The sequence below is a fragment of the Pseudomonas sp. PK-RTE-24 genome, from assembly GCF_054052265.1.
In genome coordinates, this window is record NZ_CM133224.1 from 5,289,469 (window position 1) to 5,309,645 (window position 20,177).

Sequence of the window (20,177 nt, forward strand, 5' to 3'; positions counted from 1 at the left end):
TCCCTTTCAGACGCAGCGGTCAGACATGTTCGCTGCTTTTCACCTGCACCTTCGGCGCGCCGTGGCCATGATCATGGTCATCCGGCTCGATCACCGGCACTTCCTTGCCATCGCAATCATGCAGCTTGCCGTCGCTGAAGTAATCGCCTTCACGCAGCGCGGCGAGATCGCGATAACGCAGCGTGCGCTCTTCGGCTGCGGCGAACACCGACTGCTGATCCGAGTTGCCGGTCGTGAAGTGGTTGAACGCCAGGTTGAGCAGGATCGCCATGATTGCCGATGAACTGATGCCCGAATGGAAAATCGTCGCGAACCAGCTCGGGAAGTGATCGTAGAAGTTCGGCGCTGCGATTGGGATCATGCCGAAACCGATCGAAGTGGCGACGATGATCAGGTTGACGTTGTTGCGGTAGTCCACCTTCGACAACGTGCGAATGCCACTCGCCGCCACGGTGCCGAACAGCACGATCCCTGCGCCGCCAAGAACCGAAGTCGGCACGGCGGCAATCACCCGCCCCATGAACGGCAGCAGCCCGAGGACGACGAGAAACAGACCGCCGGTGGCCACCACGAATCGGCTCTTGATCCCGGTCACCGCCACCAGGCCGACGTTCTGCGCGAAAGCACTTTGCGTGAACGATCCAAAGATCGGCGCAAACATGCTCGACAGCATGTCGGCGCGCAGGCCGTTGCCCAAGCGTTTGGAATCTACCTTGGTGTCAATGATTTCGCCCACGGCAAGGATGTCTGCCGAGGTTTCCACCAGCGTCACCATGACCACAATGCACATCGACAGGATCGCGGCGAAATGGAAGGTCGGCATGCCGAAGTGGAACGGTGTCGGGAAGCCGAACATGGGACCGGTGGTGACACTGGAGAAATCCGCCATGCCGAGGAACACCGCCAGCACCGTGCCGATGACCATGGCCAGCAGAATCGACAGCCGAGAAATGGTCGCGCTGCCAACCTTGCTCAACAGCAACACCAGCACCAGCGTCACCGCTGCCAGACCGATGTTCTGCATGCTGCCGAAGTCCGGCGCGTGGCTGTTGCCACCCATTGCCCAGCGTGCGGCCACTGGCATCAGCGTCAGGCCGATAGTGGTGATCACAATGCCGGTGACCAACGGCGGAAAGAACTTGGTGATGCGCGAAAACACTGGCGTGATCAGCAAGCCGATCAACGAGGCGGCAATCACCGCGCCCAGCACCGATTGGAAACCGCCCTCCCCGCCACTGCTGACGATCGCGACCATGGTCGCCACACCAGAGAACGATACGCCCTGGACCAGCGGCAGCTGACAGCCAAAAAACGGCAGACCCAGGGTTTGCAGCAACGTCGCCAGCCCCCCCGCAAACAATGAAGCAGCAATCAACAGACCAATGTCCGCCGGCGACAGACCGGCCGCCTGGCCAATGATCAGTGGCACCGCAACGATACCGCCGTACATGGTCAGAACATGTTGCAGGCCGTAAGCCATATTCGCGCCGACCCCGAGGTTTTCGTCCTCGGGCCGTTGGTGTGAAACATGGGGCGTTTTCATGGTGGGGGGTTCCCTGGTTTTTGTTATGCGCACACTGTATTCAATACTCAGGACAAATGTCCATAGAGTTGTATACAACTTGTCAGTCACATAATGGTTAGGTAGCCATCCAACCTTCTAGTCTGCGCTTCTTGCCCCAACAAATTCGGCAACACATCCCCGCTGCGTCCGCGCCAGTGCCCACCAGGCTGAAGTGTCTACGGCGACCGACGGTGTAGTTGCGCTCTTTTTGATGCATATAAAGTATGCATAATGAAATTGAGGAGATTCAGTTACGACCGGAGTTAAGGAGGCTTGACCGATGAAAGACGAATATGACTTTTCCGCAGGTAAACGCGGCGCAGTAGCGCCGAGCAAGGGCAAGACCCGCATCACTATCATGCTTGATGACGCGGTGATCGAAGCGGCGCGTACCGCCGCAGAAACCGAGGGCTTTGGCTATCAGACCGTGATCAACAACACTCTGCGCCATGCGCTGCTTGATGGCGCACGCCAGCAGGAAAGCGCTGACGATTCAGGTCTGACGGGGCAATTCAAGAAAGGCATCACCGCCACCGATCTCAAGAGTCTCGAGAGAAAGCTGTCAGCGGCAATCGGGGAGATCCGTCGCGTATTGGAGCCTGATGTAAAGCCTTAGATGGAGGCTGGCGCGATTACCCGAGCCAGCGCTTGCCGCACACGCGGTGAATCAGGCACTTGAAGATCAAACTCACGCCGCAGCAATTTCATCAGCTCGTCGACATCCGCCACCTCGCGCCGCTCACTGTCCGCGCCCATGTGATGAATGGCAAAACTGCCGTTGTTCAGGGTTTTGCGCCAGCCAGCGCCGGTGCGCGCCACCATCAGGCGCTGGGCAAAAGGTGACTCGGGATGCGTCGAGACGTACCAGTTGCCGACGGTGTAATCGATGTCTTCCTGGCGCTGCAGATCAAACAGGTACATCGGCCGCCACTCGCCTGCGACCTGGGCGCGCAGCAGGTAGCCATCGGTTTGCTTGTCGATGCAATAGGGTTCGTGTGGGGTGGGTTGTTCATGTTCGCTGTCGAGCAAAAGCGGTGCGGTCGGCACCATGCCGCCAAAGCCGACGTCGGTGATGTAACGCACTGCGTCGATGGTGACCAGGCTCAAACGATGGGTTCGCGCCGTCCAGCTGCCTTCCGGTTGATTCATCACGACGCGCCCGCTGATCGCCCGCGCGTCGAAGCCCAATTCAAGCAGCAGCGCATAAAACAAATGGTTGAGTTCGTAGCAGTAGCCGCCCCGCCCTTGCTGCAGCACCTTGCTTTCGATGGAGTCCAGGTCGATCGACACCGGTTCACCCATGATCGTAGCCAGATTTTCGAAAACAAATTCGGCGGTATGGCGCAGTTGCAACTGACGCAACGTATCCAGTGTCGGTGGCGGCGGCGCATCGAAACCCAAACGTTGCAGATACAGATTGGTATTGCTCAGCCGTAGCGCACTCATTGCTCGATCCTTATGCATGGGCCGCAGAACACTGCGTGGATATTGCCCTGTATACGGGATCAGGCACGGCTTCCGACAATTGATTTCGCCAATCGCCCGCTCAGCGCTTTTTCCGCGAAGCGATGCGAATCCATGTCGGTGCATGGTCGCTGGCGTGCGGTTCGTTGCGCACCCAGGCGTCGACGCCGGCATCGTGCAGATACGGGCTCAATGCCGGGTTGAGCAGCAGGTGGTCGATGCGCAGGCCGGAGTTGGTTTGCCAATGGTTACGGAAATAATCCCAGAAGGTGTAGATGCGTTCTTCGGGATACACGTGGCGCAGGGAATCGGTCCAGCCCTGGCCCAGCAGGCGCTGATAGCACTCGCGGCTTTCGGGTTGCAACAAAGCATCCTTGAGCCAGGAGCGGGTGTTGTAGATGTCCATGTCGGTGGGCACGACATTGAAGTCACCGGCGAGCACCACCGGGTGATCGCTGCTTTGCAGGTCTTTGGCGTAATTGATCAGACGCTCGAACCAGGCCAGTTTGTAATCGAATTTCGGCCCCGGCTGCGGGTTGCCGTTGGGCAGATACAGGCAACCGACCAGCACACCGTGCACCGCCGCTTCGATATAGCGGCTGTGCGTGTCATCGGGATCGCCGGGCAAACCGCGTCGACTCTCCAACGGCTGCGCATCACGCGCCAGAATCGCCACGCCATTCCATGACGCCTGGCCCTGCCAGATCGCGCCGTAACCGGCGGCCTCCAGTTCGGCGGCGGGAATTGCGCTGTCGACTGACTTGAGCTCTTGCAGGCAGGCGATGTCCGGCTGCTCGCGCTTGAGCCATTCCAGCAGATTCGGCAGCCGCGCGCGCATGCCATTGACGTTGAAGGTGGCGATTCGCAGGTTTTTCATCGTCTGCAACTCCTGCCCGGTGGGATTGCAAATTGTGACCCTGAGAACGCCGCGCAGGTTGCATCGAATGACAATGCGACAGCTCAGACGCGATTACGCAGCCATTGCAGGAAGCCTCTTTTCGGCGCGACCACGGGCGCTTCCTCGGTCAGCGACTGCGCCTTGTGCAGGCGGAAATCGAGCAACGCCTGCATCGCATCATGGATGTCATGGCGCGCGTCCAGGCACGGTTTCAGGTAGGACTTCTCGATGCGATACAGGGCGCAGAAAGTCTTCGCGGAAAAATCCGCCGGCAGCGCGGTGTCGGAGAGAATCCCGGCCTCGCCGATCACCTCGCCCGGCCCCATGCGCCCGGATTCCAGGGGTGCACCATGGCGCTTGAGCGTCACCGAAACCACGCCGGATTCAATGATGAACAAATGATCGCTGACCTCCCCGCCCGCCAGAATCGTTTCGCCGGCGCGGAAGGTTTGCAGGGTCATGTTCTGGCTGAAGGTGTCTTTCTCTTCTTCACGCAGAGTCGAGAAGATCGGTGAGCTTTCTAACAACGCCCTTGGCCGCGACAACTGCGGTGCGGCGCTGGTCTCGTTGCTCGACAGCAGGTTGACGCCGGAGGCCTGCAAATGCCGGTAAGCGAGGTCGAACAACTGATTGCGCACCACGCGCTTCTCGCCCATCGAGGCGACAAATCCACTGATTTCGTATTCCGCGCCGCCGCTGGCAGAACTCTTCAACGATACGCTCGGCGCCGGCGTGTCGAGCAATTGCCGGCAACCCTGCATTGCCCGCTCCAGCGCCTCGATCACTGAGCTGGGCCGGGCATGGGGGCTGACAGGCACGCTGACGGAAACGCCGAACATATTGCTCGGTCGGCTGAAGTTGATGATTTTGGCTTTCGCCGCCAGCGAGTTGGGTATCACGGCCATGCTGCCCTGGCTGGTTTGCAGACGCGTGGCGCGCCAGTCGATGTCGGTGACGCGGCCCTCGGTGCCGTCGATGGAGATCCAGTCATCGAGTTGATAGGGCTTGGTGGTGTTGAGGACGATGCCGGAGAACACGTCGCTCAACGTGCTCTGCAAGGCCAGACCGACGATGATCGCCAACGCGCCGGACGTCGCCAGCACGCCTTTGACCGGCAGATCGAGCACGTACGCCAGCGCCGCAATGATCGCGATGAGGAAAATCACCGCGCCGAGCAAGTCCTGCAACAGCCGGCCGGTATGGCCGACCCGCTGCATCATCACCGCGCCGATCAACACCGTCAGGGTGCGTGCACCAAACAGCCACCAGCCGATCTGCAACCCGGTCGCCGCCAGATGCAGCGGCACGTTGTCGGCCCACGGCGCCGGTTCCATCGGGTTGAGACCTTCGTTGAACAGCACAATGCTGAACAGGGCGAAAATCAGCACCCGCACCAGCAGCTTCCATTCGCTGCCGCGAGAGCTGATCAGCCGCCACAGGCCAAGATCGAGCAGGATCAGGATCAACGCGCTAAACAACGGGTGTTCGGTCAGCAGAGACAGCATCAAACAACTCCGACAAAGGCCAATCGCGAGAAGATCGCACAGATTGGCACAGTGTAGGAGCAATTGATTTCGGTGGATGAACCGCCGCTTGAAAACACTGCGAAACCCTGTAGGAGCTGACGAAGGCTGCGATCTTGAAGATGTGGGACGCGGAGCGTCCCCGGCTGCATTCCCACGCAGAGCGTGGGAACGATCAGACGCTGAAAAACCTGTGGGAGCGAGCCTGCTCGCGAAGGCGTCCTGTCAGTCACTACCTCTTCGACTGAATCAGAGCATTCGCGAGCAGGCTCGCTCCCACAGGGGAGTTTCAGTTGCCAGTAAAGCTCGGGGTCAGGCGTGCATCCGGCCAAAACGCCCGGACTGGAAGTCGGCGAAGGCCTGATGAATTTCCTGCTCGGTGTTCATCACAAACGGGCCATGGCCGACGATCGGTTCGTCGATCGGCTCGCCGCTGAGCAGCAATACCACCGCGTCTTCGCTGGCCTGGAGAGTGAGTCGATCACCGTCGCGTTCGAACAGCGCCAACTGCCCGACCCCTACCGATTCCGCGCCGTTGACCTGCACCGAACCCTTCAACACCACCAGTGCGGTGTTGCGTCCTTCGTGCAGATCAAGCGTCAGCAGCTTGCCGGCATTGAGGCGCAGATCCCAGACGTCGATCGGCGTGAAGGTGCGCGAAGGTCCGGTGTGCCCGTCGAATTCACCGGCGATCAGACGCAGGCTGCCGGCGTTGTCCTTGAGCGCGATGCTGGGAATGTCGCGGTCGAGAATGGTCTGGTAACCCGGCGCGGCCATTTTGTCCTTGGCCGGCAGGTTGACCCACAGCTGGACCATTTCCAGCTTGCCGCCGGTTCTGGCGAAATTCTCCGAATGAAACTCTTCATGGAGGATGCCGGACGCTGCGGTCATCCACTGCACGTCGCCCGGGCCGATGGTGCCGCCGCTGCCGGTGGAGTCACGGTGCTGCACTTCGCCGTCGTAAACGATGGTCACGGTTTCGAAACCACGGTGCGGGTGCTGGCCGACGCCACGCTGTTCAGTGGTCGGGGTGAATTCGGCGGGACCGGCGTGATCGAGCAGCAGAAACGGGCTGATGTGCTTGCCCAGGTTGTCGTAAGAGAAAAGTGTGCGCACCGGGAAACCATCGCCGACCCAATGGCCGCGCGGGCTGGTGTAAATGCCGATGATGTTTTTCATGGGGTCTCCAATGGGTAAATGCATTGGATTAAGCCTAAAGGCATATCGAATATTCGACTAGACGGTGAAAACCGGCTTGAGTGTTCCATGTGCAGAACAATTGGGTCAGCAGCGCGCATTTCGCGAGCAGGCTCGCTCCCACAGCAGACTGCATTGGTTCAGAGGCACCGTGCGAGGCCGTGCATGGCGTCGCGCAGCTTGCCGATGGCACGCTCGATAAACGCGTTATCACCGTCTCGGCACGCCGTGTCCAGATCTGCACACGCCGCAACAACCCGCGCAGCGCCGACCATTTGCGCGCCGCCCCTGATGCGATGGGCCAGCTCACGCAGGCCGTTGCGGTCGCCGACGTGGATATGATCCAGAGCCTGGAGATCATCACGCAGGCTGTTGCCGACTTCCTTGCGCAAACGCTCGATCAACGAGTGATCGGTCCCGGCCATCTGCTCCAGGGCACTCAGGTCAATCTCGACCGACTCGGCGCCAGGCGGTTCATCTTCGTGAAGCTCGCAACGGCGGGCGCCGTTCATGGCTTCAGCCAGATCATGCAAGCGAATCGGTTTGAACAGGCAGCCGTCCATGCCGGCATCCAGACAGCGCAGGCGCTCTTCGATCTGCGCGTTGGCCGTAAAACCGAGGATCAGACAGGGCCTGCGGCCGCTGGCGGCTTCTTCGTTGCGAATCGCCTGTGCCAGCTCATAGCCATTGCGTCGCGGCATGTTGCAGTCGGTGATCACCACATCGAAGGCCTGGGTTCGCCAGCGGTCCAGCCCCTGTTCTCCGTCGCCCACGTCTACCGTGCGATGCCCCAATTCACTCAGTTGCCAGCACATCAGCAAGCGATTGACCGGGTGATCGTCCACCACCAACACGCTTAATACACACGTCGCGGCCGCCGCCTCGGGCGTTGCCAGTGTGGTCGTCACCGACGTCAGCAGCGGCAACTGGATATTGATTTTTACTCGCGTGCCTTGCCCGAGATCACTATCGAGACCCAGCGTGCCGCCCATCATTTCGCAGAGATTACGGCTGATCACCAGCCCCAGGCCGGAACCGCTGCGCGCCGCTTGAAGGCTATTGCTCGCTTGAACGAACGGGCTGAACAGGCGCTTTTGATCTTCAGCACTTATACCGATGCCGCTGTCTTCGATCAGCACTTGCACACTCACTTGCTCGTGCGATATCGCAACGATCTGCAGACGCAGGCTGACCTCGCCTGCCTCGGTGAATTTGATCGCATTGCTCAACAGGTTGGACAGCACCTGTTTGAAGCGCGTCGGATCGATCAGCACATCCACGTCGGCGCGCGGATCAAGCTCGATGCGCCACAACAAGCGTTTCTGCCGCGCCAGCCCTTCGAACACTCGACATACCGACGACACCGTCTCCCGCAGGTTGGCCCGCTCGGGCGCGAGGGACAAGTGCCCCGATTCGATACGAGCGATATCGAGAATGTCGCCAATCAACGCCAATAATTGCTGGCCGGCATTCGACGCCACCTGAATGGCGAGTCGATCGGTCACGCCCTCCTCTGCGCGCTTGAGGGCCAGTTCGAGCATGCCGATCAGGGCGTTCATCGGCGTGCGGATCTCGTGGCTCATGGTCGCCAGAAAAGTGCTCTTGGCCCGACTGGCTTCGTCCGCCGCGTCTTTGGCCTGTTGCAGTTGCAGCAACCATTGCTGACGCTGGTGGATCTGCCGGCGCTGCCAGCCAATCCACAGCAGTGCCAACAGAAGCAAGGCAGCTGCGCTGGCGAAACCAAGCAGAATCTCCTGACGGTGGCGCAGCCAGTAGCTGTTCTCGACCACTACATCGTGGCTCCAGCGCTCCACCAGTTCATCCATTTGCTGCGGCGCAATGCTCAGTAACGCCTTGTTCAGGATCGAGTGCAGCAATGCCGATTGCGGCGCCGTGGCCAATGCGATGCGCGCCGGCTGATCGCCAACGGTGCCGGTAATTCGCAGGCGATCGCGGTACTGCCGGGCAATCAGAAAACGCGCCACCAGCAACGAGCTCACCGTTACGTCGACCTGTCCTCGGGCAATCAGCGCCATGCCTTCGGCGGGGCTTTTCACTTCGACCAGACGTAGTCCGGGCACGCGTTGCAGCAGGTATTCGCGCAACGGGTGGCCGCGATAGATGGCCAGGCGTTTGCCCGCCAGGTCGTCGAGCGGCAATGGATGTGGCCCGTTCGCCGCACTGACCAGCACGAACGGATTGTTCAGATAGGCGCGGGTGAATTGCAGCTGCGCTTCCCGCTCGGTGCTCGGCGTCACCACCGGCAGGACATCAAGTTCACCCGCCTGGAGCTGCTCGAACTGATCGTTCAACGAGGTGCCACGCACGATCTCGAAATTCAGCCCGCTGCGCTGAGCGATGAGGCTCAACAACTGCGCTGCCAGGCCGTTGAAGCGTCCCTCGGCATCGAAAAACGCCAACGGCGCGAAGTCTTCGACCGCGCCCACCCGCACCACCGGGTGCTGATCAAGCCACTGCTGTTCAGCGGCGCTGAGCTGTACCCGCGACTGTTCGGCCATCTCGGCGAGGCCGACGCTCCAGCGCTGTTCGATCAGATGCCGACGCTCCATGGGCACGGCCAGCAAGGCCTTGTCGACGATGCGTTTGAGCACCACATCGCTGCGCAACAACGCAAAGGCGAACGGATTGGCGTCAAGCCCCGACGGCCCGGCCAATTGCAGGTCGTTGCGATAGTTGGTGTTGATCAGATAATTGGCGCTGATGAAGTCGCCCAGGTACACGTCGTCGGCACCGAAGGCGACCGCGCCGAGTGCATCCATGGCCGAAGCATAAAGCTGCACGTGGGCGCCGGGGTAGAACGCCTGAACATGGGCCAGTGGCAGGTAATCCTCGACCATGGCGATGCGTTTGGCCGTCAGGTCGGCGGGCAGCTTCTCGTCGTGGCGCGTGACCAGCATCGGCTGATCTTCAGCATAAGGCCGCGACAGAATGAAGGCCGGATCCGCCGCTTCGAAACTGTTCGAGGTGCCCAAGAGTTCGACATCGCCGCGCTTGAGTGCGGCCATCAGTGCCGGCCGATCGGCGAAACGCCGCACTTCGATCCTGATGCCGAGCAGTTGCGCCAGCAGATCGGCGTAATCGGCGGTCAGCCCTTCCAGCTCATGCTGTTGGCGGGTGATTTCGAAGGGCGGGTAATCCGGGCCGGAGATGCCCATGCGCAAAACTGGATGCTCACGCAGCCACTGGCGCTCCCGATCATCGAGGCGGACCTGGATACCCCCAGGTTCGAGGCGCGCCAGCACCTCCAGTGTCTGCGGCTGATCATTCGCCCAGACCGAGGCGGCAAGCCCCAGCCAAATCCCTAAAACCCGCAGTCCCTGCGTCATGTCGAGGTACTCAGATCAAGTGATTGCGCTTGGCGAACTCACGCAGAAGCACCAGCGAACCCAGGCCAAGTTTCGCCATCATGCGGGTCTTGTAGGTGCTGACAGTCTTGTGACTCAGGTGCATCTCCTGGGCGATGGCTTTGTTTGGTTTGCCCAACGCCAGGTTCACGAAAATGCATAACTCTCGATCGGACAGCTGAGCGATCAGCTCCTGTTCAGTGCGTTGAACCGCGTTGTACAGACCGCTGGTATTGGGCAACGCGGAGAAATAGGTGTGGCCGGACATCAGCGCCTTGATAGCATCGTGCAGCAGCGTCAGATGATTGCTCTTGGTCACGTAACCCCGCGCGCCCGCGCGCAAACAGCGCTCCTGGTAATGCGTGGGCTCATGCATGCTGAACACCAGGATCCGACAGCGTGCCGTCGGCGCTTTGATCTGGATTCGCGTCAGCACTTCCAGCCCGTCCATGGACCCCAACCCGAGATCGAGCACGACCAGGTGCGGATCATGCGCGCAAATCAACGGCACGACTTCATTGCCATTGGACGCTTCATGAATCTGCGTGAAGCCTTGAGCCTGCAGGACGATTCGAATGGCCGCGCGCACGACTGGGTGATCATCGACGATCAGCGCTGACTTCATTGGTACTCCTGCAAAATCGAAGACACCGCAACAGTCTGTCCCGGAGTCGGTGGCCGCGCCGGCACTGTTACATGGATGAGCAAGAGAATCACCTGTCAGGTCTGACAGTTGTGCAGAGTGGTTTTTTATGCATTGGCATGGCGCAACGACGCGTGAGAGTCGGGCGGTGCCTGGCGTTCGTCGCAAGCTTCGACTCTCGCCATCACCTGCCCGATGAGCTGTGAATTGGGCAATGGCGTCGGGCTGATCTGCGCGTTTTCCTGAGCAAACCCCGCAACCGCCAGCAAGGGCGCCGACGGTTCGTTGTAGATCAGAGCGTGGCGAACCTGTGGGTGATCGAGCAGAAAGCCCGACAGATCGAGGGAGCCTGCCGCCAGCTCGGCATTGATCACCAATACATCGAACGGCTCGCAGCCGTAGTCGACCAGGGTCAACAATTCGCCGAGATTCTGCACCGGGGCGACGCGGTAGTAGCCGAGCGAGTTGAACAGGCGCTCGATTTTCATGCGATGAAAATGCTGCGGGTCGGCGATCAGGATGCGCAACGCTTTGTTGCTCATGGTCATTCTCCCGGTGAGGTTTGGGGAGGGCAAGACTACGCAAGCGCCGGGGATAGCTCTGTAGGACTTTTCCTAAAAATCCGCTCATTCATCCGGCGGCCCCGACGCACCAATATCCCCTGTGGGAGCGAGCCTGCTCGCGAAGGGGCTATACCAGTCAGAGACGTATTGACTGACACGGCGCCTTCGCGAGCAGGCTCGCTCCCACAGGGGAGAGCATTCCATGGCTGCTATTGCCAGCCGAATCGACGGATGTAGAAGCCTTTCACCGCTTGGGTCAAAGCCATGTACGCGAGCAGAATCATTGGCAGAAACGCGAAATACAGCGACGGCAGCGCCTGCAATTTGAAGTAATGCGCCAGCGGCCCCATTGGAAGGAAGATGCCGACTGCCATGATAATCGCCGTCATCACCATCAGCGGCATGGCTGCACGGCTTTGCAGGAACGGAATCTTCGGCGTGCGGATCATGTGCACGATCAGCGTCTGGGTCAGCAACCCGACCACGAACCAGCCGGACTGGAACAGTGTCTGGTGATCCGGGGTATTGGCGTCGAACACGTACCACATCAAGGCGAATGTCGTGATGTCGAAGATCGAACTGATCGGGCCGAAGAACAGCATGAAACGCCCTACGTCAGCCGGCTGCCAGCGCTGCGGCTGTTTCAGCATCTCTTCGTCGACGTTATCGAACGGAATGGCAATCTGCGAAATGTCGTACAGCAGGTTTTGCACCAGCAGGTGCATCGGCAGCATCGGCAGGAACGGGATGAATGCACTGGCCACCAGCACCGAGAACACATTGCCGAAGTTGGAACTGGCAGTCATCTTGATGTACTTGAGCATGTTGGCGAAGGTACGCCGCCCCTCGAGCACGCCCTCCTCCAGCACCATCAGGCTTTTTTCCAACAGGATGATGTCCGCCGCTTCCTTGGCGATGTCCACCGCGCTGTCCACGGAAATGCCGATGTCGGCGGTGCGCAGCGCCGGCGCGTCGTTGATACCGTCGCCCATGAACCCGACCACATGGCCGTTGCCCTTGAGCACACGGACGATGCGCTCTTTGTGCGACGGCGTGAGTCTGGCGAAGACGTTGGTCGTCTCGACCGCCACCGCAAGCTCAGCATCGCTCATGCGCTCAATGTCATTGCCCAGCAGCAAACCCTGTTGGGCGAGGCCGACCTCGCGGCAGATCTTTGCTGTGACCAGCTCGTTGTCACCGGTCAACACCTTCACCGCCACGCCGTGCTCGGCCAAGGCCTTGAGCGCTGGCGCGGTGCTTTCCTTCGGCGGATCGAGGAACGCCACGTAACCGATCAGCGTCAGTTCCTGCTCATCGGCCAGGCTGTAAATCTCGCGGCCTGCTGGCATTGAGCGAGCCGCGACCGCCACCACGCGCAGACCTTCAGCGTTGAAGGCGCCGGTGACCTGGCGAATTCGCGCCAGCAATTCATCGCTCAATGCCTCATCAACTTCGCCGTGACGCACCCGGCTGCACACCGCCAGCACTTCTTCCACCGCGCCTTTGCAGATCAATTGGTGGGGCTGACCGCGGCCCTCCACGACCACCGACATGCGCCGGCGATTGAAATCGAACGGGATTTCATCGACCTTGCGAAATGCACTGCCGACTTTCAATTCGCGATGGATTTCGACGTGTTCCAGCACCGCCACATCCAGCAGGTTTTTCAGGCCGGTCTGGTAGTAGCTGTTGACGTAGGCCAGTTCCAGCACATGGTCAGAATCCTCACCCCAGACGTCGACATTACGCGCGAGAAAGATCTTGTCCTGAGTCAGGGTGCCGGTCTTGTCGGTGCACAGCACGTCCATGGCGCCGAAGTTCTGGATCGCGTCGAGGCGTTTGACGATGACTTTTTTGCGCGACAGAAATACGGCGCCTTTGGCCAGGGTCGAAGTGACGATCATCGGCAACATTTCCGGGGTCAGGCCGACGGCAATCGACAGCGCGAACAGCAGCGCTTCGGTCCAGTCGCCCTTGGTGAAACCGTTGATGAACAGTACCAGTGGCGCCATGACGAACATGAAGCGGATCAGCAGCCAGCTGACCTTGTTGACGCCCTGCTGGAACGAGGTCACCGCGCGGTCCGTCGCGCCGACCCGTTGCGCCAACGCACCGAAATAGGTGCTGTTGCCGGTGGTGAGAATCAGCGCAATCGCGCTGCCGGAGACAACGTTGGTGCCCATGAACAGAATGTTGTCCAGCTCCAGCGGGTTACGCGTGTCGCGATCGGTCTGCCGGGTGAATTTCTCCACCGGCATCGATTCACCGGTCATCGCTGCCTGGCTGACGAACAGGTCCTTGGCGCTGAGCACGCGGCAATCGGCGGGAATCATGTCGCCGGCCGAGAGCACGATCAGATCGCCGGGCACCAGTTGCCTGATCGGCAGCTCCCGGCGTGGGCCATCGCGGCGCAGCACCGTAGCGGTGTTGCTGACCATGGCTTTGAGCGCATCGGCGGCCTGATTGGATTTGCTCTCTTGCCAGAAGCGCAGCAGCGTCGACAGCACCACCATGGAGAAAATCACCACGGCCGCCTTGAGGTCTTCGGTCAGCCAGGAGATCACCGCGAGCAAGGTCAGCAGCAGGTTGAACGGATTTTTGTAGCAGTGCCACAGATGGGTCCACCACGGCAGCGGCTGCTCGTGTTCGACTTCGTTGAGGCCGTGTTGCGCGCGCAGTGCATCGGCCTCGACCTCGGTGAGCCCCTCGCCGTGCGTGCCCAACGACGACAGCAGCGCGGCGCTGTCGGCATGGGCGGCAGCCACCAGCGTACTGGCCAGCGTCGGCGGCACTTCACGGTTGACCCTGGTGTCGTTGATCGAATCCAGCAACGCGAGGCGACGGAAGTGCCGGGCGATGTGACGGCTGCGCAGAAAGCCTGCGAAAAATTCCTTGAGTGTAAGTTTCATGGCTGTGTCCCCTGTGGTCAGCCGGGAAACCGTCGAGCAGGTACCGCCGCGCCCTGGCACCGGGACAACCGGCACGGCAAGGCGTAGCGCGCCCGTCGGGAATGACAGGCGTGTCGATAGGCGGCGCTGACGACTGAGGTCGCCATCACGCTTGGTTCAGCGTCGTTGAGAAGGACGTCGAGACACGATCCGGAACGGGTCGTGCACGGGATGCCGCTGCTCGCTGTTACGGCGAGACAACGGCAGGGAAAGGCTGCGCGTTATCTTGCCGAGAATCTGCCGGTGATCGAGACCGGCCGACAACTGTCACTCGAACAAGTACCCACTGTGGGTCTCCGCAATTGATGAAAACGCGCGCAGCTTACGCCCGCAGCGAAACGGCTGGAAGAGGTGTTTGCCGGGAATGTGGCGGGTGTTCAGGAAGGGTTCAGAATTTCCCCGCGATCGTTCCTACGCTCAACGTAGGAACGCCTCATCGGACGCTCCGCGTTCGGCTTCTGAAAGGGACGCGGAGCGTCCCGGCTGCATTCCCACGCAGAGCGTGGGAACGATCATATGTAGGGCTTTCCATGGCCCCTTCGCGAGCAGGCTCGCTCCCACATTTTGCCCTGCGTTCACAGATCCATTGTGGGAGCGAGCCTGCTCGCGAAAGCGGTGTGACAGGCGCCGCAGAACTCAGCTGGCAGTCGCCAACAGCAACTCCGCCACAGAACGGCTGTGCCCGCGCTGTTTGCCATGCTCGTACAACGAGCCAGCGATTTCATCGGCGCGAATCGGCAGCACCGACAGCAGCGTATCGCTCAGGCCATGGCTGGCCTGGCAGAAGCCCTGCATATATATGCCGGCCTTGCAGCGCTCGTCGGTGATCAGTTTGTAGTTGCGATCGACTTCGAATTCGCCGAGATATTCCTCCAGCGGCGCGAGCAATTTGCGGTGCATCTGGCGCTCGTAACCGGTGGCCAGCACCACGGCGTCATAGATTCGCACCGTGACTTCCCCGGTGGCGTTGTTGCGCACGGCCAGTTCGATGCCGTTTGCCGTCGCAGTGGCGCTCTCGACGGTGGTCAGGGTGCGGAACGCATGGCGGGCAATCCCGGAAACCTTCTGCCGGTAGAAGATGCCGTAGATGCGTTCGATCAGGTCGATGTCGACCACCGAATAGTTGGTGTTATGGTACTCGTTGACCAGACGCTCGCGCTCGACGCTGTTCTGCTGGAACACCAGATCAGTGAATTCCGGCGAGAACACTTCGTTGACGAACGGGCTGTCGTCCGCAGGCTTCAAGGCCGAGCCGCGCAGGATCATGTCGACCTGCACCGACGGGAATGAATCGTTCAGATCGATAAAGGCTTCCGCCGCGCTCTGTCCGCCTCCGATGATGGCGATGCTCATCGGTTGATTGTTCACGCAAGGCTGTCTGGCCATTTGCGACAGATACTGCGAATGGTGGAACACCCGATGATCGCCCTTCAGCGCCTTGAACGCCTCCGGAATGCGCGGCGTGCCGCCAGCGCTGACCACCACCGAACGCGTGGTGCGCACGAATTGCTGGCCGTCGCTGCCCCGGGAAATCACCCGCAACGCTTCAACCTGCTGGTTGTGCAACACCGGTTCGATAAACTGCACTTCTTCACCATAACGGCTCTGCTCGGTGAACTGCCCGGCCACCCAGCGCAGGTAGTCGTTGTACTCCATGCGGCATGGATAAAAAGTGCCGAGGTTGATGAAGTCGACCAGACGCCCGTGGTGCTTGAGGTAATTGACGAAAGAATACGGGCTGGTCGGATTGCGCAGGGTCACCAGGTCCTTGAGGAAGGAAATCTGCAACTCGCTCTGCGTCGACAATGTATTGCCGTGCCAGCTGTAGGTGGCCTGCTTGTCGAGGAACAGCACATCCAGTTCGCCCTGGATCCGGCCGCGCTCTTGCAGGGCGATGGCCAGTGCCAGGTTCGAAGGGCCGAAACCGACGCCGATCAGGTCGTGAACGATGGGCGATGCAATTGCCTGTGTCATTTCCAGTGTCCTCTGGATGAACCCCTCAACGCGGGGAAATAAAGCCTGGGTGGCCTGACCGGCCTGAATCAGGTCAGCAGGTCGTCTGTTGAGTAGGAACGAGGACGATGAAAGGAAATTTAACCGGCGCGGATCACTGGCCATCCCATTGCTGGATGCGCAGGCGGCAATGTTTCATGGCGTTGACGATGTGTTTTTCCACCAGCGCCCGGGAGATGCCGAGGGTCTGGGCGATTTCCGGATGGGACATTCCTTCGATCTTGCGCAGCAGAAAACTGTCGCGGCACAGCGGCGGCAACTCGGCCAGTGCGCGCTGGAGCATTTCCAGGCGCTGTCCGTGATCAAGGGTGCCGTGAGGCGAGGGAGTGAAATAGCGCTCTTCGTTATCGAGCACGTCCAGCGATTCGACCTGCCGCAGCGCGTTGCGGCGGTGATCGTCAATAACCAGGTTCAACGCGGTGCGATAAAGGAAGGCCCGTGGTTGTTCGATCGGCACCTCGCTGGAGCGCTCCAGCACGCGTACGTAGGCGTCATGCACCACATCCTCGGCGACCTGACGGTTGCCCAGTCTGGCGTTGAGGAAACACACCAGCTCACGATAGTAGTTTTCCAACATGACTCCCGACCGCATCGATGCCGTTTCTGTCCTTGAGCGCACTGATCAGACCTGCGGATCACGCAGTAGCAAGATAGTGGCAACTTGAGGTGCGTAATTTATAGTAATTCTCATATAGATTTAAAGAGTTGATTCCATATCCCGGACAAATAGTCGTCGCCCGGCGTGCGGTAACTCGATGTGTCTGCGGCTAAATTCCGTCGCCCATGCCTCGTTTACAGGACAGCCCCTGTGTCTGTCGTGCCTTGCGACGGGCCGCAACCACTGGCCGGAACCCTGCATGAATCGTCCCCGCCCCGCCCGTCGCTCGCTGTTTGCCGCCCTCTGTCTGATTCCCGTGATCGCCGTTGCTGCCTGGCAGGTTTTGCCACCCGGTCGCGACGCCGTTGCCACTGTGCAGGTCAGCCGGGGCGATATCGAAAACAGCGTGACGGCGCTCGGCACCTTGCAGCCCCGCCGCTACGTGGATGTCGGCGCACAGGCTTCGGGGCAGATTCAGAAGATTCACGTCGAGGCTGGCGATACGGTCAAGGAAGGCCAGTTGCTGGTGGAAATCGACCCGTCGACACAGAAAGCCAAGCTCGATGCCGGGCGCTTTTCCATCGAAAACCTCAAGGCGCAGTTGCAGGAGCAACGCGCCCAGCACGATCTGGCGCAGCAGAAATACCAGCGCCAGCAGAAACTCGCCGCCGGTGGCGCCACCCGCGAGGAAGACGTGCAGACCGCCCGCGCCGAGGTCCGTGCGACCCAGGCGCGCATCGACATGTTCCAGGCGCAGATCCGCCAGGCCCAGGCCAGCCTGCGCAGCGACGAAGCGGAGCTCGGTTACACGCGCATCTACGCGCCGATGAGCGGCACCGTGGTCGCCGTCGGTGCGCGCGAAGGCCAGACCCTCAACGCGCAGCAACAGACCCCGCTGATCCTGCGCATCGCCCGACTGTCGCCGATGACGGTATGGGCCGAAGTTTCGGAGGCCGACATTGGCCACGTCAAACCGGGCATGACCGCTTACTTCACCACCCTCAGCGGTGGCACTCGGCGCTGGAGCAGCACGGTGCGGCAGATCCTGCCGGTGCCACCACGTCCGCTTGAACAGAATCAGGGCGGCAGCCCTACCAGTGGTCGCAGCGGCAGCGAACGGGTGGTTCTTTATACTGTGCTGCTCGACGTCGACAACGCCGATCACAGCCTGATGACCGACATGACCGCCCAGGTGTTCTTCGTCGCCGAACAGGCGCAAGACACCCTGACCGTGCCGACTGCTGCCCTGCAACCGGGCTCGCGTCCGCAGTGGCAGCGGGCGCAGATCGTCGCTGCCAACGGTGATATTCAAACGCGGGAAGTGCGCACCGGCATCAACGATCGCCTGCGCACCCAGGTGCTGGAAGGTCTGGCCGAGGGCGAGCATGTTCTCAGCGCGCCGGCCGCTGGTCATGGAGGCTGAATGCACACGCCTCTGATCGACCTGCGGCAGATCCGCAAAGCCTACGGCGGTGATGACAGCCCGCGGGTGGAAGTGCTGCGCGGGATCGATCTGTCGATCCACGCCGGCGAATTCGTTGCGATTGTCGGCGCCTCCGGTTCAGGCAAATCGACGCTGATGAACATCCTCGGCTGCCTCGACCGACCGACCAGCGGCGAATACCGCTTCGCCGGGGAAAACGTCGCTCATCTGGACAGTGATGAACTGGCCTGGCTGCGCCGCGAAGCGTTCGGGTTTGTCTTTCAGGGCTATCACCTGATCCCGTCCGGCTCGGCGCAGGAAAACGTCGAGATGCCAGCGATCTATGCCGGCACCCCGGCCGCCGAGCGCCATGCCCGAGCTCACGCGCTGCTGGAACGTCTCGGTCTCGGCACTCGCACCGGCAATCGTCCGCACCAACTTTCCGGCGGCCAGCAACAGCGGGTGTCGATTGCCCGTGCGCTGATGAACGGCGGCCACATCATCCTCGCCGACGAGCCGACCGGCGCCCTCGACAGCCACAGCGGCGCTGAAGTGATGACCCTGCTCGACGAACTCGCCGATCAGGGCCATGTGGTGATCCTTATCACCCACGACCGCGAAGTGGCGCAACGGGCCAAACGCATCATCGAAATCCGCGACGGCCTGATCATCAGCGACAGCGCCGAGCACGCGTGCGCGCCGCCTGCGGCCAATCCGGGCGCGTTGCAAGCGGTCGACCTGCGCCAGCGCCTGAGCAGCGGCAGCAACCAGACCGGCGCCTGGAAAGGTGAACTGGTGGACGCTGTACAAGCGGCCTGGCGAGTGATGTGGATCAACCGCTTTCGCACCGCGCTGACCCTGCTGGGCATCGTCATTGGCGTGGGCTCGGTGGTGGTCATGCTCGCCGTCGGCGAAGGCAGCAAGCGTCAGGTCATGGCGCAAATGGGCGCGTTCGGCTCCAACATCATTTACCTCAGCGGCTCGGCGCCGAACCCGCGTACGCCGGAGGGCATCATCACCCTCGACGACGTCGCCGAACTGTCCGCCCTGCCCCAGGTGGAACGGATCATGCCGGTCAACGGCTCGACCGCCGGGGTGCGCTTTGGCAACGCCGACCACAGCAGCTACGTCGGCGGCAATGACACCAACTTTCCGCAGATTTTCAACTGGCCGGTGATTCAGGGCAGCTACTTCACCCAGGCCGACGAGGACAGCGCCGCCGCCGTCGCGGTGATCGGCACCAAGGTTCGCGACAAGTTGCTCAAGGATGTCGCCGACCCCATCGGTCAATACATCCTCATCGAAAACGTGCCGTTCCAGATCCTCGGCGTGCTTGCGGAAAAAGGCGCCAGCTCCGGCGACTCCGATAGCGACAACCGCATCGCCGTTCCCTACTCGGCGGCGAGCACGCGCCTGTTCGGCAGCCGCAATCCGCAATACGTGGTGATCGCGGCCAAGGATGCGCGCAAGGTCAAGGACGCCGAACAGGCCATCGAACAGGCGATGTTGCGTCGGCACCACGGCAAGAAGGATTTCGAGCTGACCAACAATGCCGCGATGATCCAGGCCGAAGCGCGCACGCAAGGCACGCTGTCGCTGATGCTGGGGGCAATTGCGGCGATTTCCCTGCTGGTCGGCGGTATCGGCGTGATGAACATCATGCTCATGACCGTACGCGAACGCACCCGCGAGATCGGTATTCGCATGGCCACCGGCGCCCGTCAGCGCGACATCCTGCGGCAGTTTCTCACTGAAGCCTTGATGCTCTCGGTGGTCGGTGGTATCGCCGGGATCGGCCTGGCGCTGCTGGTCGGCGGCGTGTTGTTGCTCAGCGGCGTGGCGATCGCCTTTCAAGGGCTGGCGGTGATCGGTGCGTTTGCCTGTGCGCTGGTCACCGGCGTCATTTTCGGCTTTATGCCGGCCCGCAAAGCTGCCCGGCTTGACCCGGTCACGGCCCTTACCAGTGAATGATCGACCT

The 20,177-nt window shown here is 61.0% G+C and carries 14 protein-coding genes; 3 read left to right on the forward strand and 11 right to left on the reverse strand.

What is annotated here, in order from left to right; genetic code table 11:
• Positions 1-19: 19 nt before the first annotated feature.
• Positions 20-1,543, reverse strand: a complete 1,524-nt coding sequence (locus tag ACV8MC_RS23870) for a nucleobase:cation symporter-2 family protein (protein ID WP_024012376.1) — start codon at positions 1,541-1,543, stop codon at positions 20-22.
• Between the two features lie 301 nt (positions 1,544-1,844).
• Here ACV8MC_RS23870 and ACV8MC_RS23875 point away from each other — a divergent pair, with 301 nt between their 5' ends.
• Positions 1,845-2,180, forward strand: a complete 336-nt coding sequence (locus tag ACV8MC_RS23875; RefSeq protein WP_457263755.1) for a BrnA antitoxin family protein — start codon at positions 1,845-1,847, stop codon at positions 2,178-2,180.
• On the opposite strand, the gene ACV8MC_RS23880 is transcribed toward ACV8MC_RS23875, so the two are convergent.
• The 10 genes from ACV8MC_RS23880 to ACV8MC_RS23925 all read right to left on the reverse strand — a co-directional run bounded on the left by ACV8MC_RS23880 (position 2,177) and on the right by ACV8MC_RS23925 (position 16,755).
• Entirely contained in the window at positions 2,177-3,010 is an 834-nt protein-coding gene (locus ACV8MC_RS23880) for an arylamine N-acetyltransferase family protein (protein WP_457263756.1), read from the reverse strand. The genes ACV8MC_RS23875 and ACV8MC_RS23880 overlap by 4 nt on opposite strands.
• Before the next feature lie 100 nt (positions 3,011-3,110).
• Positions 3,111-3,905, reverse strand: a complete 795-nt coding sequence (xth, locus tag ACV8MC_RS23885; RefSeq protein ID WP_457263758.1) for an exodeoxyribonuclease III — start codon at positions 3,903-3,905, stop codon at positions 3,111-3,113.
• Between the two features lie 83 nt (positions 3,906-3,988).
• The gene (locus tag ACV8MC_RS23890; RefSeq protein ID WP_041478518.1) at positions 3,989-5,431 is read right to left on the reverse strand and encodes a mechanosensitive ion channel family protein; all 1,443 of its coding nucleotides are present in this window, start codon (positions 5,429-5,431) and stop codon (positions 3,989-3,991) included.
• A 330-nt stretch (positions 5,432-5,761) separates the two neighbouring features.
• Positions 5,762-6,628 (reverse strand): pirin family protein, encoded by an 867-nt coding sequence (locus ACV8MC_RS23895; RefSeq protein ID WP_150741426.1) that lies wholly within the window; start codon positions 6,626-6,628, stop codon positions 5,762-5,764.
• 158 nt (positions 6,629-6,786) lie between these two features.
• Positions 6,787-9,993, reverse strand: a complete 3,207-nt coding sequence (locus tag ACV8MC_RS23900; RefSeq protein ID WP_457263761.1) for a transporter substrate-binding domain-containing protein — start codon at positions 9,991-9,993, stop codon at positions 6,787-6,789.
• A gap of 10 nt (positions 9,994-10,003) precedes the next feature.
• Complete coding sequence (locus ACV8MC_RS23905) at positions 10,004-10,636, reverse strand: response regulator transcription factor (RefSeq protein ID WP_056784337.1); 633 nt, start codon at positions 10,634-10,636, stop codon at positions 10,004-10,006.
• A gap of 125 nt (positions 10,637-10,761) precedes the next feature.
• Positions 10,762-11,196, reverse strand: a complete 435-nt coding sequence (locus ACV8MC_RS23910) for an ANTAR domain-containing protein (protein ID WP_041478514.1) — start codon at positions 11,194-11,196, stop codon at positions 10,762-10,764.
• Between the two features lie 230 nt (positions 11,197-11,426).
• Positions 11,427-14,126 (reverse strand): magnesium-translocating P-type ATPase, encoded by a 2,700-nt coding sequence (gene mgtA, locus ACV8MC_RS23915; RefSeq protein ID WP_457263763.1) that lies wholly within the window; start codon positions 14,124-14,126, stop codon positions 11,427-11,429.
• 675 nt (positions 14,127-14,801) lie between these two features.
• A complete protein-coding gene (locus tag ACV8MC_RS23920; RefSeq protein ID WP_041478512.1) occupies positions 14,802-16,139 on the reverse strand; it encodes a lysine N(6)-hydroxylase/L-ornithine N(5)-oxygenase family protein in 1,338 nt (445 codons plus the stop codon).
• A 133-nt stretch (positions 16,140-16,272) separates the two neighbouring features.
• Positions 16,273-16,755: a sigma-70 family RNA polymerase sigma factor gene (locus ACV8MC_RS23925; protein ID WP_016773904.1), complete on the reverse strand. Its 483-nt coding sequence runs from the start codon at positions 16,753-16,755 to the stop codon at positions 16,273-16,275.
• A 280-nt stretch (positions 16,756-17,035) separates the two neighbouring features.
• Here ACV8MC_RS23925 and ACV8MC_RS23930 point away from each other — a divergent pair, with 280 nt between their 5' ends.
• Together ACV8MC_RS23930 and ACV8MC_RS23935 are read left to right on the forward strand one after the other, a co-directional pair.
• Complete coding sequence (locus ACV8MC_RS23930) at positions 17,036-18,199, forward strand: efflux RND transporter periplasmic adaptor subunit (RefSeq protein WP_457263765.1); 1,164 nt, start codon at positions 17,036-17,038, stop codon at positions 18,197-18,199.
• Entirely contained in the window at positions 18,200-20,170 is a 1,971-nt protein-coding gene (locus ACV8MC_RS23935) for a MacB family efflux pump subunit (RefSeq protein ID WP_457263767.1), read from the forward strand. It abuts the gene before it with no gap.
• Positions 20,171-20,177 lie beyond the last annotated feature (7 nt).

Bases quoted from the DNA above. Each gene is read 5' to 3' on its own strand.
- ACV8MC_RS23870 (WP_024012376.1), bottom strand. From the start codon at position 1,543: ATGAAAACGCCCCATGTTTCACACCAACGGCCCGAGGACGAAAACCTC.
- ACV8MC_RS23875 (WP_457263755.1), top strand. From the start codon at position 1,845: ATGAAAGACGAATATGACTTTTCCGCAGGTAAACGCGGCGCAGTAGCG.
- ACV8MC_RS23880 (WP_457263756.1), bottom strand. From the start codon at position 3,010: ATGAGTGCGCTACGGCTGAGCAATACCAATCTGTATCTGCAACGTTTG.
- xth (WP_457263758.1), bottom strand. From the start codon at position 3,905: ATGAAAAACCTGCGAATCGCCACCTTCAACGTCAATGGCATGCGCGCG.
- ACV8MC_RS23890 (WP_041478518.1), bottom strand. From the start codon at position 5,431: ATGCTGTCTCTGCTGACCGAACACCCGTTGTTTAGCGCGTTGATCCTG.
- ACV8MC_RS23895 (WP_150741426.1), bottom strand. From the start codon at position 6,628: ATGAAAAACATCATCGGCATTTACACCAGCCCGCGCGGCCATTGGGTC.
- ACV8MC_RS23900 (WP_457263761.1), bottom strand. From the start codon at position 9,993: ATGACGCAGGGACTGCGGGTTTTAGGGATTTGGCTGGGGCTTGCCGCC.
- ACV8MC_RS23905 (WP_056784337.1), bottom strand. From the start codon at position 10,636: ATGAAGTCAGCGCTGATCGTCGATGATCACCCAGTCGTGCGCGCGGCC.
- ACV8MC_RS23910 (WP_041478514.1), bottom strand. From the start codon at position 11,196: ATGAGCAACAAAGCGTTGCGCATCCTGATCGCCGACCCGCAGCATTTT.
- mgtA (WP_457263763.1), bottom strand. From the start codon at position 14,126: ATGAAACTTACACTCAAGGAATTTTTCGCAGGCTTTCTGCGCAGCCGT.
- ACV8MC_RS23920 (WP_041478512.1), bottom strand. From the start codon at position 16,139: ATGACACAGGCAATTGCATCGCCCATCGTTCACGACCTGATCGGCGTC.
- ACV8MC_RS23925 (WP_016773904.1), bottom strand. From the start codon at position 16,755: ATGTTGGAAAACTACTATCGTGAGCTGGTGTGTTTCCTCAACGCCAGA.
- ACV8MC_RS23930 (WP_457263765.1), top strand. From the start codon at position 17,036: ATGAATCGTCCCCGCCCCGCCCGTCGCTCGCTGTTTGCCGCCCTCTGT.
- ACV8MC_RS23935 (WP_457263767.1), top strand. From the start codon at position 18,200: ATGCACACGCCTCTGATCGACCTGCGGCAGATCCGCAAAGCCTACGGC.